The organism is Kitasatospora sp. NPDC127116, assembly GCF_042677365.1.
In the GTDB taxonomy this organism is placed as follows: Bacteria; Actinomycetota; Actinomycetes; order Streptomycetales; family Streptomycetaceae; genus Kitasatospora; species Kitasatospora lactacystinica.
On the sequence record NZ_JBHXTL010000022.1, the window covers coordinates 56883 to 71035 of the forward strand.

18 protein-coding genes are annotated in these 14153 nt (G+C 73.5%); 6 read left to right on the forward strand and 12 right to left on the reverse strand.

The annotated features are described in order from the left end of the window. Positions 1-188: 188 nt before the first annotated feature. Together ACFVHV_RS12225 and ACFVHV_RS12230 are read right to left on the reverse strand one after the other, a co-directional pair. A complete protein-coding gene (locus tag ACFVHV_RS12225; RefSeq protein WP_380350966.1) occupies positions 189-1592 on the reverse strand; it encodes a M14 family metallopeptidase in 1404 nt (467 codons plus the stop codon). A gap of 136 nt (positions 1593-1728) precedes the next feature. After that, positions 1729-2238: a CGNR zinc finger domain-containing protein gene (locus tag ACFVHV_RS12230; RefSeq protein WP_380350968.1), complete on the reverse strand. Its 510-nt coding sequence runs from the start codon at positions 2236-2238 to the stop codon at positions 1729-1731. A gap of 332 nt (positions 2239-2570) precedes the next feature. Between ACFVHV_RS12230 and ACFVHV_RS12235 the strand changes: the two genes are divergently transcribed. Both ACFVHV_RS12235 and ACFVHV_RS12240 read left to right on the forward strand, forming a co-directional pair. Next, a complete protein-coding gene (locus tag ACFVHV_RS12235; RefSeq protein ID WP_380350969.1) occupies positions 2571-3428 on the forward strand; it encodes a DUF4389 domain-containing protein in 858 nt (285 codons plus the stop codon). Between the two features lie 109 nt (positions 3429-3537). Next, complete coding sequence (locus ACFVHV_RS12240) at positions 3538-4170, forward strand: peptidase inhibitor family I36 protein (protein WP_380350971.1); 633 nt, start codon at positions 3538-3540, stop codon at positions 4168-4170. Positions 4171-4196: 26 nt separating this feature from the next. Here the strand turns inward: ACFVHV_RS12240 and ACFVHV_RS12245 are convergent, their stop codons facing one another. Next, complete coding sequence (locus ACFVHV_RS12245; RefSeq protein WP_359897148.1) at positions 4197-4379, reverse strand: hypothetical protein; 183 nt, start codon at positions 4377-4379, stop codon at positions 4197-4199. Between the two features lie 239 nt (positions 4380-4618). On the opposite strand from ACFVHV_RS12245, the gene ACFVHV_RS12250 reads away from it, so the two are divergent. Then, complete coding sequence (locus tag ACFVHV_RS12250) at positions 4619-4978, forward strand: hypothetical protein (protein ID WP_380350973.1); 360 nt, start codon at positions 4619-4621, stop codon at positions 4976-4978. Positions 4979-5061: 83 nt separating this feature from the next. Here ACFVHV_RS12250 and ACFVHV_RS12255 read toward each other — a convergent pair whose 3' ends face one another. Then, positions 5062-5484, reverse strand: coding sequence for a RidA family protein (locus tag ACFVHV_RS12255; RefSeq protein ID WP_380350974.1), 423 nt, complete (start codon positions 5482-5484; stop codon positions 5062-5064). Positions 5485-5712: 228 nt separating this feature from the next. Between ACFVHV_RS12255 and ACFVHV_RS12260 the strand changes: the two genes are divergently transcribed. Beyond that, positions 5713-6339, forward strand: a complete 627-nt coding sequence (locus ACFVHV_RS12260) for a C40 family peptidase (protein ID WP_380350976.1) — start codon at positions 5713-5715, stop codon at positions 6337-6339. Positions 6340-6423: 84 nt separating this feature from the next. Here ACFVHV_RS12260 and ACFVHV_RS12265 read toward each other — a convergent pair whose 3' ends face one another. Then, complete coding sequence (locus ACFVHV_RS12265) at positions 6424-6900, reverse strand: MarR family winged helix-turn-helix transcriptional regulator (RefSeq protein WP_380350978.1); 477 nt, start codon at positions 6898-6900, stop codon at positions 6424-6426. Between the two features lie 135 nt (positions 6901-7035). On the opposite strand from ACFVHV_RS12265, the gene ACFVHV_RS12270 reads away from it, so the two are divergent. Continuing rightward, positions 7036-7446: a VOC family protein gene (locus ACFVHV_RS12270; protein WP_380350979.1), complete on the forward strand. Its 411-nt coding sequence runs from the start codon at positions 7036-7038 to the stop codon at positions 7444-7446. Between the two features lie 67 nt (positions 7447-7513). Here ACFVHV_RS12270 and ACFVHV_RS12275 read toward each other — a convergent pair whose 3' ends face one another. The 7 genes from ACFVHV_RS12275 to ACFVHV_RS12305 form a co-directional block, all read right to left on the reverse strand. After that, positions 7514-7798 carry a hypothetical protein gene (locus ACFVHV_RS12275; protein ID WP_359901390.1) on the reverse strand — a complete coding sequence of 95 codons (285 nt, stop codon included), beginning with the start codon at positions 7796-7798 and terminating at the stop codon, positions 7514-7516. 174 nt (positions 7799-7972) lie between these two features. Further along, on the reverse strand, positions 7973-9208 hold the full coding sequence (gene thrS, locus ACFVHV_RS12280) for a threonine--tRNA ligase (RefSeq protein WP_380351016.1): 1236 nt from the start codon (positions 9206-9208) through the stop codon (positions 7973-7975). 303 nt (positions 9209-9511) lie between these two features. Further along, the gene (locus tag ACFVHV_RS12285; RefSeq protein ID WP_380350981.1) at positions 9512-10333 is read right to left on the reverse strand and encodes a leucine-rich repeat domain-containing protein; all 822 of its coding nucleotides are present in this window, start codon (positions 10331-10333) and stop codon (positions 9512-9514) included. After that, complete coding sequence (locus tag ACFVHV_RS12290) at positions 10330-10572, reverse strand: GNAT family N-acetyltransferase (RefSeq protein WP_380350983.1); 243 nt, start codon at positions 10570-10572, stop codon at positions 10330-10332. Before ACFVHV_RS12290 ends, ACFVHV_RS12285 begins: the two co-directional genes overlap by 4 nt. A gap of 89 nt (positions 10573-10661) precedes the next feature. After that, on the reverse strand, positions 10662-11267 hold the full coding sequence (locus tag ACFVHV_RS12295; RefSeq protein ID WP_380350984.1) for a TetR/AcrR family transcriptional regulator: 606 nt from the start codon (positions 11265-11267) through the stop codon (positions 10662-10664). Between the two features lie 106 nt (positions 11268-11373). Then, complete coding sequence (locus ACFVHV_RS12300) at positions 11374-12171, reverse strand: hypothetical protein (RefSeq protein ID WP_380350986.1); 798 nt, start codon at positions 12169-12171, stop codon at positions 11374-11376. A gap of 109 nt (positions 12172-12280) precedes the next feature. Further along, complete coding sequence (locus ACFVHV_RS12305; RefSeq protein WP_380350988.1) at positions 12281-13162, reverse strand: 3-hydroxyacyl-CoA dehydrogenase family protein; 882 nt, start codon at positions 13160-13162, stop codon at positions 12281-12283. A gap of 158 nt (positions 13163-13320) precedes the next feature. On the opposite strand from ACFVHV_RS12305, the gene ACFVHV_RS12310 reads away from it, so the two are divergent. Beyond that, positions 13321-14073: an acetoacetate decarboxylase gene (locus ACFVHV_RS12310; RefSeq protein WP_380350990.1), complete on the forward strand. Its 753-nt coding sequence runs from the start codon at positions 13321-13323 to the stop codon at positions 14071-14073. Positions 14074-14153: the final 80 nt, after the last annotated feature.

Consider the following 14153-nt stretch of genomic DNA (forward strand, 5'->3'; position numbering starts at 1 on the left):
GGTCAGCCGGGGAACGCCGTCCGGGGGCCGCATCGCCGTGGCTTCGTCGCATTTGCGGGGCGGACCTGGTGGCGTCGGTTCCACTCGCCGCCGTACGGCCCCGGACCACGGACGCCGGCTGCGGGATGATCCCGCAGCCGGCGCCGGGCCGTGACGTGCGTGGCGCGACCCGTACCGATGACGCCCGGTCAGGCCGAGATGCCGCAGTACTGCTGCTGTTTGCCGATCACGCGGTAGACGCAGTCGGCCGTCTCGACCAGGCGCAGGACCGCTTCGCGGTTGCGGCTGGTCTCGCGGCCGATCACCTCGTCGGGCGGGTAGAAGCCGCCGCCGCTGCCGCTCTCGCCGGGGTACATCTCGAAGGTGTAGGCGAAGATCCGGTGGGCGCCCCACAGCCAGTCGTCGATCGCCCCGTCGGTGATGTAGAGGTCGCTCGACTGTTCGGGTGTGTAGCCGTTGGTGGCGGCCATGCCGCGGCCGAGGGTGGCGAAGGTGTTGTACTCGTCGGCGGTCATGCCGGTGGCGGTTTCGGCGGTGGTCCAGCCGAACGGCCAGAGGACCAGTTCGCTGTAGGTGTGGAAGTCGATGGCGGCGGTGATCTGCTGCTTGCCGTCGACGACCCGGCTGCGGACGAAGTCGGCGACGACCTTGGTCTCCTTGGCGGACTCCGGTGCGCTGCCCCGGTACGTCTCGTTGGAGGTGGAGCCGGAGGAGCCGCCGCAGCAGCCCCACTTGTAGTTCCAGTTTCGGTTGAGGTCGGTGCCGACGCTGTTGCTGCCGCTGTTGGGCTGGCGGTCCTTGCGCCAGCTGCGGTAGCGGCCGGTGGCGATGTCGTACTCGCCGCCGTCCGGGTTGAGGTCGGGGATCACCCAGATCTCGCGGCTGTTGACGGCGTTGGCGATGCGGCTGTCGGTGGCGTACTTGTCGCCGAACTCGTGCAGCAGGTAGAGCGCCATCTCGACGGTGAGGTGTTCGCGGGCGTGCTGGTGGGCGGTGAACAGCACCTCGGGTTCGTTCTCGTCGGTGCCGACGTTGTCGCTGATCTTCACCGCGACGATCGGGCGGCCCTCGTAGGAAGTGCCGATGACGCGCTTGCTCATGATGTCCGGGTGGGCGGCGACCACCGCGTCGATGTCGGCGGTGGCCTCGGCATAGTTGTGGTAGCCGGAGTCGGCCTGCGGGAAGTCGTACACCGGGCCGGCCAGGCCTTCGTCGCCGGGTTCGGCGGCGTAGCGGGGGCGGGGCAGTGCGACGGGCGACCAGCCGAGCGCCCGCAGCCGGGCGGCTTCGGCGGGGGTGGCGGTGACCACCACCGCTTCGGGCAGGACGGCGTCGACGGAGACGCCGGTGGCGGCGACGGCGGTGCGTTCGGCGACGGTGCGGGGACCGTCGAGTCGATACTGCCGTGCGGTGTCGCTGCCGAGGCCGGTGCCGATGCCGGTGTCGATACCGGTGTCGATGCCGAAACCGGTGACGGGCGCGGGCGTCGGCGGGCGGTCGGGGGCGGCCTGGGCGGTGAGCGGGGTGGCGAGGGCGAGGGCCAGCAGCACGGCGGTGGCTGCGGCGGGCTTCCCTCGGCGGGGCAGTCGCATGACTGTCCTCCTGTGGGGTCCGTGGGGGCGGAACTGTGGAGGAGGTGCGGCGCGCGCCAGCTTGATGGTCCGCCAGTGTCATGGGTTCGTCAAGGCGTTGGAGAGTCCGACCGGACCGCGGATCGGCCCGCGCGACTCAGGAGGCCGGACGGGTCCCACAGGTCGCCAGGCTGCACCAGCGACGCCGGCCGCTCGCGTCCAGGAAGAGCCAGCCGCAGCCGGTGCTGGGGCAGCGGCGGACGGTGAACCGGCGCGGGTCGGCGAGCAGTTCGCCGGCCGCGCGGGCGGCGGCGTACAGCGGCAGTCGCAGGCCGGCCGACGGTGGCAGTCGCCAGTGCGCCAGGCCGTCCTCGCCCCGGGTGAGGACCGCCGACCGCCCGGCCTCCTGCACCACGGTCGCCACCGCCCCGAAGGCGGCGCCGTCCTGCGGGTCGGTCAGGCACGCGTGGAGGGCCGACCGGAACGCGCGGGCGTCGGCGAGCACGCCGGCGGCCTCCGTCGGCTGCTCCGCCGCCCGACGGAGCAGGGCCTCGACGACCGGTCCGTCGGCGAGGTCGTGGTGGCCGGCCCAGACCGCGAGCGTGGGGTAGCCGCGCGCCCGCGGCCCGATCCTGCTCGGCGTCGGCGCCGGCGCCGGCGCCGGCAACCTGCCCCGCGACCTCTACACCGTCGACGGCGTCTACACCATCGACATCAGCGCGACCGGCTACCGGACGCTGACCTTCGAGCACGGCTCGGCCGAACCGCTCTGCGCGAAGATCGCCTGACCGCGCGCCACGCGCACGGCGCCACCGGCGGGCGGCAGCCCCCACCTTGCCCCTCGGGCCGCGCCACGCCGCGCCACGCCGGGCCGCACCGGCCGACTGGCCCGTCCGGCGCAGCGTGACGCGCGGGACGGGCGGGTTGCTGCGATCTTCGGAGGGCACCCGGCCGCGCCCGACCGCCGGGTCCCGTCGTCCCGAGACCGTGGAGGCCCGGATGTGGCAGGCTCCCCCCGCCCCCGTCAGCCGCGAGTGGCTCCCGGTGCTGGACATGCCGGCGCCCGGTCCGCAGAACCGCTGGACGGTGCTGCTGCGCGCGCTGCTGCTGATCCCCCAGTTCGTGGTGGTGTGGGTGCTGTCGGTGGTGGCGTTCCTGGTCACCGTCGTCGGCTGGTTCGGTGCGCTGGTGCTCGGCCGGCTGCCCGGTTTCGTGGCGGACTACCTCACGGTGTTCATCCCGTACGACACCCGCGTCACCGCGTACATGATGCTCACCGTGGACCGCTATCCGCCGTTCCGGTTCGAGGTCCCCGACTATCCGGTGCAGGTCGGGCTGCGGCCGGGTGAGCTGAACCGGCTCGCCGTGCTGTTCCGCATCGTCCTCGTCATCCCGGCCGCGATCGTGCAGGGCCTGGCGTACGCGGGCTGGTGGACGGTGTCGTTCGTCCTCTGGCTGGTGGTGCTGGTCCTCGGCCGGATGCCGCAGCCGCTGTACGAGGCGACGACCGCGATCCTGCGCTACCGGATGCGTTTCATCTCCTACCTGGTGATGGTCTCGTCCGCCTACCCCAAGCGCCTGTTCGGCGACGAGCCGGGCAGTGAGCCGGCCGGGCCGGCGTCGGCCACCCGCCCGCTGGTCCTGGGCGGCGGTGGGCGCGGCCTGCTCGTCCTCTTCCTGATCCTCGGCCTGGCCTCCTCGGCGACGGGCTCGGTCACCGCCTCGGTGAACTCGGACGACGACAACGACGACGAGGGCTCCCACCCGGCCCAGCACGTCGTCGCACCCCTGGTGCCGGGCCCCGCCGACCGGGCCCGCGACTCCGGTCGGATCGGCGAGGACGCCCGCGAGTCGTAGGTTCGCCCGATCAGGGGGCGCGTACGCACCGGCGCGCCGTTGCCGCGTACGCGCCGTCTGATCGAGAGAGCAAGGTTACCGGCGGTATGTGCACGGCTACGTTTGGCATATGACGCACTCTCGACTCCGCCGACTCCTCGTCCGCACAGCCGGGGCCCTCGTGCTCCTGGCCGCGCCCCTCGGGGCGCAGGCCGCCGCCGCGCACAGCCCGGCCGGGGACCGGAGAGCCATCATCACCGCACTCGGCGACGGCGACCGCGACGCACTCCAGCGGTCGGTGGACGCCCAGCTCGTCGCGGGCAAGGGCGGCAAGCAGACCGCCGCCAACGAGATCACCTACCCGGACGGCGCGGTGATGGTGCTCCCGCTGCCCGGGCAGGCGCAGGCACCGCCGTGGAGCGGCGACCACCACCACCGCACCGTCCGGAGCCCGGACTGGAAGAACTGCCCCACCCCGGCCACCGAGCCGTCCTACTACTGCTTCTACGCCGACCGGAACTGGGGCGGCCGCCGGCTCCAGTTCAACCTCTTCCACGAGGACGCCGCCGTGTACTTCACCGACTACGGGTTCCGCGACCAGGCGAGCAGCTGGGTGAACACGGCGCGCGGGCTGGAGGTGATCGTGGACAACGACCCGGGCGACGGCCAGTGGCAGATGCTCTGGAAGGAGCCGGCGGTGTCGCTGTCCGCGTCGGTCGCGTACGACAACATGGCCGACCGGTTCTGGGCGGTCAGGCAGTAGCCACCGGCCGCACCACCGGCCACTGGCTACCGGCCGGCGGCCGAGGCCGGGGGTGAGACCGCGCCGGTGGGGACCGGCTCCGGCGTGACCGTGATGTAGGTCGGCGCCGGCGCGGTCTGCCGGGAGTCCGCCGCGTACCAGCCGGCGCCGAACGCGACGATGCCCAGCAGAAGGCCCCCGAGGACCAGCGTGAGGATGTGCTGCTTCATGGCCCAAGGGTAGGGGTGGAGCAGCCAACTTCCTTGCAGCCACGGCTCGCTGAGCCCGCCAGCCGTCAACCGGGATTGACGCCCCGACGGGCCCTGCGCACACCGCAGCACGTCGAACCCGGCGTCACCCGCACGAGCGCATTGCGCCGCCCCGCGGAATCGATCTGCTTCGCATGCGGCAGAAACCCTCCGCGGCGGAACCTCCGTCGACGCCCGCCCCCCACACCAGGAGACCCATCATGCGACTGGCCCTGTCCCTCCGCGCCGTCCTCGCCGTCCTCGCGCTGGTCGGCGGGACGGTGGTGGTGACCGCGACCCCGGCCACCGCGGCGACCTGCCCGCACAGCGACTCGCCCAAGATCGACGGTGCGGAGGCCACCTGGACCCTGAAGTGCAAGAAGGTCGAGGGAGTCGAGTCGCTGTACGTCGACGGGTGGGTGGAGGACACCCGGGCCGACGGGATGTGCGCGACGGTCACGATCGCCGCCGACAGCAAGAGCTACCCGGAGGAGGTGCAGGCCTGCGGCTCCGGGACGCGCGAGCAGATCCACAAGTTCTACACCGGCCGGAGCGCCACGGTGAAGCTCAGCGTGCGCTGATGACCGGTTGACCGGCCGGGGGCGGGGCCGACGGCCTGAGCCGACGGGCCCGGCCCGGCCGGGCCGGGTCGCGCCAGGTCAGGTCAGGACGCGTCGGGCCCGGAGGGCAGCACGGCCACGGCCTCCACCTCCACCAGCTGTTCGTCGTACCCGAGCACCGTGACGCCGAGCAGGGTGCTCGGGGCGTCGTGCTCCCCCATGTAGGCGCGGTAGACGTTCCACACCTTCACCAGGTCGGCCTGGTCGCCGGAGGCCACGTACACGGTCGTCCGGGCGATGTCGGTGAGGGCCGCGCCGCTGTCCTCCAGCACGGCTATCAGGTTCCGCATCACCTGGTGGGCCTGGCCCTCGAAGTCGCCCACGGCGACCGTCCGGCCCTCCTCGTCCAGCGGGCAGGCCCCGGCCAGCCAGAGCGAGCGGGCCGGGGCGTCGACCTCCGCCGCGTAGGCGTAGTCCACTGCCCTGGTCAGCCGCGTGGAGCGGATCAGCTTGACGGCTCTGCTCATGTGGTCCTCCGACGGTCCCGACCGAACGTTCGCGCCCATCGTTGGCGTCTCCTGAACGACCGTCAAACCATTTACCGGCGAACCCCCCTCCGTTTCGGGGCTCTTGCGTCGGCGATTCACCGTTGCGGGTGATGGCGGACCGGCCCGCCGCAGCGGAATCCTGGTGGGTGCCCGCCCGGGCACCACGCCCCGGGCGCCCAGCCACCTCCAGCACCGGGAGGCACCGCCATGGAGCCCCAACCGTCCGACCGTGACCAGACCTCCGGCGTCCGTCGGCGCCGCATGCTCGGCCTCGCGCTCGGGGCGGGTCTCGTCCCGGCGCTCGGCCCGGCCGCCCAGGCGGCGTCCGACGCCCCGCCCGGGACGGCCCGGTCGCTGCCCGCGGCCGCGCTGGGCCGCCGGGTCGCCGACGTGGCCGCGAGCCAGCTCGGCGTGCCGTACGCCTGGGGCGGAGGCGACCGGCTGGGCGCGAGCCTCGGTTTCTGCGACGAGGAGAACGGCTGGCTGAACGGCGTGTGCATGGGCGAGAAGACGGTCGGCTTCGACTGCAGCGGCCTCTCGCTCTACTGCTGGTACCGGGCCAGCCACGGCACCGTCGAGCTCGGGCACTACACCGTCGCGCAGTTCAACCTCGGTGCCCCGGTGGAACGCGACGCGCTCGCCCCGGGCGACCTGCTGTTCTTCTCCCGCCCCGACGCCCCCCTGCACCACGTCGGGATCCACGTCGGCGAGGGCGCGATGATCCACGCCGAGCGGACGGGCACCCTGGTCGCCCGGGTCGAGAACGTGCTCGACGTGCCGCGCTGGGCGGGCGAGTTCGCCGGCGCCCGCCGCCCGGGGCAACCCTCGGCCTGACGCGAACGGCCTGAAGCGGACGCCCCGACGCGACCGGCCCGAAGCGGCCGACCCCACGCGGCCGCCCCCACGCCCGCCCCACGGTCACAGGCCGCCGCACCACTCCCCCGTCCCGTGGTGCACCCGCAGCAGCAGTTCCTGCAGCACCTGCCGCTCCCCCGCGTCCAGCGGCGCGAGCACGGCGTCCTGCACCGCCCGCGCCTGCGCCTCCAGGTCGGCGAGCAGCGCCCGTCCGGCATCGGTGACCGAGACCGAGACCCTCCGCCGGTCGGCCTGGTCCCTGGCGCGTTCGACGTACCCGGCGGCGGCGAGCCGGTCGGCGACCTTGGCCAGGTCGCTCGGGTCGATGGCCAGCCGCCGCACCAGGTCCCGCTGGGCCTGCGGGCCGAAGTCGGCGAGTGCGGCCAGCACCGCCATGTCCCAGAGCCGCAGGCCGCGTTCGGCCAGCCGCTCGGCGAGCCGGCCGCGCGCCGCCTTGCCGATCCGGGAGAGCAGGTAGGTGCTGAGGTCCAGCAGGGTCGGGGGGAGTTCGGCGGCGGGGTGCGGGTTCTCGGAGGCCATGGCGGCAGTCTAGGGTCTCTCCCTATAGTGGGTTGCGACCCATCAACTCGGGAGCCGCCGGAACCACCCCCGCACCACCCCGCACAGCCCCCGCACCGCCGCTCTCTCTCCACCCCCTTTGCCAGGAGTTCGCCCGTGGACGCCCCGTACCCCCGCCTGCTCGTCTCCCGCTTCGCCGAGTGCTTCGCCTTCTACCGCGCGGTCCTCCCGGAGCTCACCGGCGCCACCCCGGCCAAGGGCGCACCCGAGGGCCCGTACGCCAACTGGGACCTCGCCGACCGCACCTGCCTGGCCCTCTTCGACCGATCCGCGATGGCCGCGGCCCTCGGCGCCGCCGAGCTCCCCGCCCACCCCGCCGCACCCTCGCAGGACACCGCGATGCTGGTCCTCCGGGTGGACGACGTGGACGGCGCACTCGGCCTCTGCCTGCGCCACGGCGGCACTCCCGTCACCCCGCCGACCGACCGCCCGGAGTGGGGCCCCACCCTGCGCAGCGCCCATCTGCGCGACCCGGACGGCCACGTGATCGAGCTCCAGTCCTACTGACCGGCCCCGCCGCACGGGGCTTGCGCCTCGTGCGGCGCGGTCGGTCGGCGGACCGCCCCGACCGGGCCTACTCCATCGGCAGCGACGGGTGGCCCGCCGGCCCGTAGGCCTCGAATCCTCCTCCGGCCTGCGCGAGTTGATCGGCCCGGAAGTCCGAGGAGCAGGCCCGCCCGAGAGCCTGCGAGGCGGCGTCGGCGCCCGGGACGTGCCCGAGCACCGCGGCACAGTACTGGACGGCGGGGCTGGGCAGCGGGCGGAGCTCGGCCGAGCCTGCCGGGGTGGCGGCCACCGCTCCGGCGAGGGCGAGACAGCCGGCCAGAGCGGGAACGGCGAAGCCGTGTGGGACGCGCATCGGGAGTACCTCCGTACGGGTGGGGACAGCGGCGGCCGCGGACTCGGCCGCCCGGCCCATTCGACGGGCGGCCGCCGCCCTCGGCCCGACCGACACACCGCACACCGCACTAGTCGTACGTATGCCACGGACGGCCCCACCGAGGCCCCGCGGGCGGGCGTCCGGGGCCGGGCCCTACGGCCGCCGGGAGGCGTACTCCGCCCACAGTTCCGCGTCGCACGCCGCCACCAGCGCGCCGATCCGCGCCCACGCCTCCTCGGCCGGCAGCGGCTCCAGCCGTCGGCCGTCCCGCAGTCGCAGCGCGACCCTGTCGTCCACGGCCTCCTTCGCCCCGATCACCGCCTGGTACGGCACCAGCCGGGCCTCGCGGATCCGGGCGCCCAGGGTTCCGTGCTCGGGCCCGTCGACCTCGGCGCGCAGGCCGAGGTCCAGGCAGCGCTGCCGGAACCGTTCGGCCTGCGGCAGTTCGGCCTCGGAGACGGGCAACAGCATCACCTGGACGGGCGCGAGCCAGGCCGGGAACGCGCCGCCGTACAGCTCGATCAGGTGGGCGACCACCCGCTCGACGCTGCCGATCACGCTGCGGTGCACCATCACCGGGCGGTGCTTGGCGCCGTCCGCGCCGATGTAGTGCAGGTTGAACCGCTCCGGCTGGTGGAAGTCGATCTGCACGGTGGAGAGGGTGAACTCACGGCCGGCGCCGTCGGCGATCTGCACGTCGATCTTGGGCCCGTAGAACGCCGCCTCGCCCTCCGCCGCCTCGAACGGCACCCCGGAGCGCTCCAGCACCTCGGTGAGCAGTGCGACGGCGCGCTCCCAGAGCGCCGGGTCCGCCACGTACTTGCCGCCCGCGCCGGGCAGCGAGAGCCGGTAGCGGACCGGGACGACGCCCAGTGCCCGGTGCGCCTCGCGGATCAGCTCCAGTGCGGCGACGGCCTCGTCGGCCGCCTGCTCCGGGGTGCAGAAGATGTGGGCGTCGTTCAGCTGGATCGCCCGGACCCTGGTCAGCCCGCCCAGCACCCCGGACAGCTCGGAGCGGTACATGCCGCCCAACTCCGCCATGCGCAGCGGCAGTTCCCGGTAGCTGTGGGAGCGTGAGCGGTAGATCAGCGCGTGGTGCGGACAGAGGCTGGGGCGCAGCACCATCTCCTCGGCGCCCAGTTCCATGGGCGGGAACATGTCCTCGCGGTAGTGCGCCCAGTGGCCGGAGATCTCGTACAGCTCGCGTTTGCCGAGCACTGGGGAGTAGACGTGGCGGTAGCCGGCCCGGCGCTCGCGGCCGCGGATGAACTCCTCCAGGGAGTGCCGGATCGCGGCGCCGTCGGGGAGCCAGTACGGCAGGCCTGAGCCCATCAGCGGGTCGGTGTCGAACAGGTCGAGTTCGCGGCCGAGCTTGCGGTGGTCGCGCATCGGGCGGCCGTGCAGGTCGTGGTCGTGCAGGTCGTGGTTGCCCGAGGAGCGGTCCTGCGGGGAGCGGTCCTGCGGGGGGTGGCCGTTCATGGCGGTGGTCTCCACTCGGGTGGGCGGGCGAGTGGGTCCGGGAACGGCGAAGCCCCGGGGCACTCGCCCCGGGGCTTCGAACTGGGTCAGCAGTCAGCGCGCCGGGACTCTCTCCGGCGTCGTCGTGGCGAGTGCAGCGCGCTTCATGCGTTCCACGGTAGCAGCTCCGCACTGTCGGCGGTGATCTTTTCCCCCGGGCCGGAGCCCGGCGGTTCAGAAGAGCGTCACGCACCCGCGCGCGGCCAGCGCCTCCAGCAGCCGGCCCGGCGGGCGCACGTCGTTCCACCGCAGGTCCAGCTTCTCCAGCGCGGGCAGCGCGCCCGGATCGGTCAGCCAGTCGGGGAGTTCGGTGATCCGGTTGCCGCGCAGGTCGAGGCGGCGCAGCCGCGGGAGCCCGGCGAGCGCGGCGGGCAGTTCGGTGAGGGCGTTCTCCCGGAGCTCCAGCTCGCGCAGCCCGGCGAGCCGACCGACCGACTCCGGCAGGTCGGTCAACTCGTTCCCGCGCAGCCAGAGTTCGCGCAGCTCGCCGAGTTCGCCGATCGCCTCCGGCAGAGCGGTGAGCCGGTTGTGCTGCGCGCGCAGCTCGATCAGCGAGGCCAAGTCGCCGATGGTGGAGGGGAGTTCGGTGAGCCGGTTCTCGCCGACGTTGAGGTAGCGCAGCGCGGTGAGCCGTCCGAGCGCCTCGGGCAGGGCGGTCAGCGCGTTGTCGTGCAGGTAGAGGAAGTCCCGGAGGCCGGTGAGGTCGCAGAGCTCGGCGGGCAGCGCGGTGAGCCGGTTGTGCCCGAGGTCGAGGGTCCGCAGAGCAATCAACCGGCCGATGCCGGACGGGAGTTCACTGATGCCGGTGTCGGCGAGGATGAGCACGGTCAGCCCGGTGCGGTCCCACACCTCGGCCGGCACCTCGTCGAGCGGCCGGCGCCAGAGGTTGAGCGTCACATCGGCCGGCCCCAGCATGTCCCTCGTACCCGCCATGTCCGCCGTACCCACCGTGTCCGTCGTACCCGCCATGTCCGTCGCACCCACCATGTCCGTCATGCCTGCGCCGCCCGGTCCGGGCCGATGCGGAACTCCGCGAGCTGTCGGCCGTACCACCGGTCGGTCGGCCCGGTGCCGGTCATCCCCAGGCGCCGGAAGACGGCCGCCGACCGGGTGTTGTCCGGGGCCAGCACGGCGCGGATCTCGGTCAGGCCGTCGGCGAAGCCCTTGGCCAGGACGGCCCGGACCGCCTCGGTGGTCAGCACCGTCCCCGCGCCGTCTTCCGTCCCCGCCGTCACGCGTGCCCCTTTCCGATGCGGATGATGCGTGCATCACCGTACGCAGTCGGGCCGCCGAGCGGAACTCCGGCGTCCCGGGCGCGGTCCGCTCAGCGGGCGCCGGCGTGGAACAGCCCGTCCACGACCTGGTGGAGGAGCTCCTCCGGGAACTCGGCGAGCTCGCCGCGGGCCTCCTCGGTCAGCCGCATCGCGGTGGCGCCCTCGTGCAGGATGACCAGCAGCCGGGCGAGGTCGCGCGGACGGACCCGCGAGGTGGGCTCCGAGGCCTCCTCGATCAGCCCCACCAGCCCGTCGATCAGCCGGGCCTCGTGCTCGGCGAGGCCGCGGGCGACCTCCGGATGGCGGGCCGCGTGCAGGGTGAACTCCATGGAGAGCAGGAACCAGCCCTCGTCCTCCTGCCGCCGTTGGGCCAGTTCGCGCAGCAGCCGGGACGGGAGGTCCCGGCCCGGCGCGGTGCCGACGAAGGCGGACCGCAGGTCGGCGAGCAGCTTGTCGATCTGCTGGTCGTAGAGGGCGAGGAACAGCTGTTCCTTGTCCGGATAGTTGGAGTAGAACGCGCCTCGCGTCAGCCCGGCTCGGGCGACGATGTCGCGGATCGAGGTGGCGTGGAAGCCGTGTTCGGTGAACAGCGCGAGGGCGCTGTCGTTCAGGGCGGCGACGGTCAGCGGGCGCCGCTTCGTGGGTGACTTGGGCACGGACTGCGGTCCTCGGCTCTCGTTCTTCGCTCGTCGGTGCCGCCGGGCGGCCCCGGCCCAGTCTACGGGCGGGTCGCTGTGCCGGGCCGCGGCCTCGGGGCGCGGGTCAGGTCGCGGGCGGGAGTTGGGACGCGGCCACCAGCCCGGCCACCGTCCGGAGCCTGGCGAAGTACTCGCGGCAGTACTGCTCGTCGATCAGGGGCACGACCTTGTCGAGGTCGGCGATGCGGTGCCAGAGGTCGGAGATGCTGCGGTGGTCGAATCCGCCGCGCTGTTCCCGGAGCACGGCGGAGGCGACGGCGTCCTCCAGGAGGATCAGGCACACCCTCGCGATGTCCACCCCGAGGAAGCTCCTGGGGAACGGCGCCCGCCGGTGCTCCTCCCACAGCCGGTCGAGCCGCGCCCGGTCCGACTTCTCGTCCGTGGCCCCGCCGGTCGCGTCCGTCGCCACGGGCGGGCGGAGGAGCGCGGACACGGCGTCGAAGACCGGGCGCACCAGCTGGACGGCCCGCCCCGGGGGCACGGCGCCGGTCGTCACGGTGCCCCGCGCGAGCTCGTCGCGCAGTCGCAGGCTTTCCTCGATCTCGGTGACGAGCCCGGGCCCGAGGAGCCCTTCGGCGGCGGCCCGTCCGATCAGCTCCCGGAGCGGCTCCTCGACGGCCAGTCGTTCGACGAGGACCTGTTCCAGGGCGAACAGCGCGTGGGTGACGGCGACGGTGGCGAACTCGTACCGGTAGTAGGAGTGCCGGATGAGCTCCCTGGAGGTCTCCAGCGCGCCCATGACGCCCATCGCGGCTCCGGCGGGCACCTCCAGACCGGCGACCAGGTCCTGCATCCCCGGATAGTCCGGGGCGACGGACCAGGCACGGGGATCCTGGGCAGGGGACAGCGGCGAGGGGATCACCGGTGCATTCTCACGGCCGACGGAGGCCGGTGCCACCGGTTTTCCCCGCGCACCCGGCGACGGGCGGTCACCTGCCCGTCGGCGGGCACCCGGGCCGGCCGGCGCCGTGTCAGGCGGCCGCGGCGCCGCCTCCCGTGCCGTAGTCGTAGAAGCCGCGCCCGGCCTTGACGCCGAGCCGGCCGTCCCCGACGTACTCCTCCAGCAGTTCGCGCGGGCCGGCGGGAAGGCCGGGACGCTCGGCGGCGTAGTGCTCCTCGATGTCGAGGACGACGTCCAGGCCGACCTGGTCCATCGCGCGGAACGGGCCGCCGCGCAGGCCGGTGTTGACGGACCACATGGCGTCCACCTCCTCGGCGGTGGCGACGCCCTCGGCGACCACCGCGAGGGACTCGCGCTTGATGGCCGCCCAGATGCGGTTGAAGATGAAGCCGGTGCTCTCCTTGCGCGCCTCGAACGGGAACAGTCCGTGGCGCGGGAGTTCGGCCAGCAGCAGGTCGATGACGGCCCGGTCGGTGCGGCCGCTGGACATCACGTCCACCGCGTTCTGGGTGGGCGGCATGTAGAAGTGGACGTTGACCAGGCGCTCCGGCTCCCGCACGCAGTCGACGAAGCGGCTGGTCGGGTAGGACGAGGAGTTGCTGCCGAGGATCGCGTCCGGGTCGGCGGTACGGTCGAGGTCGGCGAAGACCCGCTCCTTGAGCTCCGGGCGCTCGGGCACCGCCTCGATCACCAGCCAGGCGCCGCGCAGCGCCTCGGCGAGGTCACCGCTGACGGCGACGGTACCGGGTACTCCCCCGCCGACCTCGGCGGCGACAGCGGGCAGGTGCTCCTCGACGTAGCCGCGGGCGGCCGCGAGCTGCTCGGCCGAGGGGTCGTAGATCCGGACCTCCCCGCCACCGGTGGCGAACATCAGGGCGATGCGGCGCCCGAGGGTGCCGGCTCCGACGACGGCGACGGGGCGCCCGGCGGGGTTGGGAACGGTGAACGGCATCGAGATCACTTCCTTGGTCGTGCTGCGTTCCGAGGGGTGGTGGCGCGCGGGGCTTCCGCCCGTTTGCGCAGCCACTCCCATCGGATGCATGGTGTATCCGATACACATGGTATCCGTTCGAGGAGACCGAGCAACCCACCACCGAGAAGGAGCCCCCGATGCGCCCCGACCAGGTCGTCCGTCACGCCACCACCCCGCTCACCGCCCCCGTCTACCCGCCCCGCGTCACCCGCTTCACCGACCGGGAGTACCTGAACGTCGTCTACCGGACCGACCCGGAGGCGCTGCGCACGGTCGTCCCCGAACCACTGGAGATCGACGAGCCGCTGGTCCGCTTCGAGGTCATGAAGATGGGCGAGGTCGACGGCTTCGGCCCGTACGTCGAGGCCGGGCAGGTCGTCCCGGTCCGCTACGGGGACGAGGAGGGCGAGTACCTGCACGCCATGTACCTCGACAACTTCGCCGCCACCGCCGCGGGCCGGGAGCTGAGCGCCTACCCCAAGGTGATGGGCAGCCCCCGCCTCTTCACCGAGGCCGGCGCCCTGGTCGGCACCCTCGACCACGGCAACCAGCGGGTCGCCACCGCGACCATGGCCTACAAGTGGCAGCCGTTGGACCCGGCCGAGGCGCGCGAGCAGATCACCGTGCCCACGTACGGGGTGAAGATCGTCCCCGACTACACCGGCGGCCTGCGGGTCTGCGACCTGGTCCGCACCCGGATCACCGACGTCACCGTCAAGGAGGCCTGGACCGGCCCCGCCCGGCTGCAGCTCTCCGCGCACGTCATGGCGCCGCTGGCGGACCTGCCGGTCCTGGAGGTCGTCTCGGCCAGCCACATCCTCACCGACCTCACCCTCGCCCCCGCCGTACCCGTCCACGACTACCTGGCCGAACGGCGCAGCGCGGCCTGAAGCGCGGGAGCCCCGGTCGACGAGCGCCGGGCGACGGACGCCGGGCAACGAGCGCCGGGCGACGGACGCCCGGCCCCGGG

What these genes read in the sequence shown, in the direction of transcription:
- ACFVHV_RS12225 (WP_380350966.1), bottom strand. Translation starts at nt 1,592, where the DNA reads ATGCGACTGCCCCGCCGAGGGAAGCCCGCCGCAGCCACCGCCGTGCTG.
- ACFVHV_RS12235 (WP_380350969.1), top strand. Translation starts at nt 2,571, where the DNA reads ATGTGGCAGGCTCCCCCCGCCCCCGTCAGCCGCGAGTGGCTCCCGGTG.
- ACFVHV_RS12240 (WP_380350971.1), top strand. Translation starts at nt 3,538, where the DNA reads ATGACGCACTCTCGACTCCGCCGACTCCTCGTCCGCACAGCCGGGGCC.
- ACFVHV_RS12245 (WP_359897148.1), bottom strand. Translation starts at nt 4,379, where the DNA reads ATGAAGCAGCACATCCTCACGCTGGTCCTCGGGGGCCTTCTGCTGGGC.
- ACFVHV_RS12250 (WP_380350973.1), top strand. Translation starts at nt 4,619, where the DNA reads ATGCGACTGGCCCTGTCCCTCCGCGCCGTCCTCGCCGTCCTCGCGCTG.
- ACFVHV_RS12255 (WP_380350974.1), bottom strand. Translation starts at nt 5,484, where the DNA reads ATGAGCAGAGCCGTCAAGCTGATCCGCTCCACGCGGCTGACCAGGGCA.
- ACFVHV_RS12260 (WP_380350976.1), top strand. Translation starts at nt 5,713, where the DNA reads ATGGAGCCCCAACCGTCCGACCGTGACCAGACCTCCGGCGTCCGTCGG.
- ACFVHV_RS12265 (WP_380350978.1), bottom strand. Translation starts at nt 6,900, where the DNA reads ATGGCCTCCGAGAACCCGCACCCCGCCGCCGAACTCCCCCCGACCCTG.
- ACFVHV_RS12275 (WP_359901390.1), bottom strand. Translation starts at nt 7,798, where the DNA reads ATGCGCGTCCCACACGGCTTCGCCGTTCCCGCTCTGGCCGGCTGTCTC.
- thrS (WP_380351016.1), bottom strand. Translation starts at nt 9,208, where the DNA reads ATGCGCGACCACCGCAAGCTCGGCCGCGAACTCGACCTGTTCGACACC.
- ACFVHV_RS12285 (WP_380350981.1), bottom strand. Translation starts at nt 10,333, where the DNA reads ATGACGGACATGGTGGGTGCGACGGACATGGCGGGTACGACGGACACG.
- ACFVHV_RS12305 (WP_380350988.1), bottom strand. Translation starts at nt 13,162, where the DNA reads ATGCCGTTCACCGTTCCCAACCCCGCCGGGCGCCCCGTCGCCGTCGTC.
- ACFVHV_RS12310 (WP_380350990.1), top strand. Translation starts at nt 13,321, where the DNA reads ATGCGCCCCGACCAGGTCGTCCGTCACGCCACCACCCCGCTCACCGCC.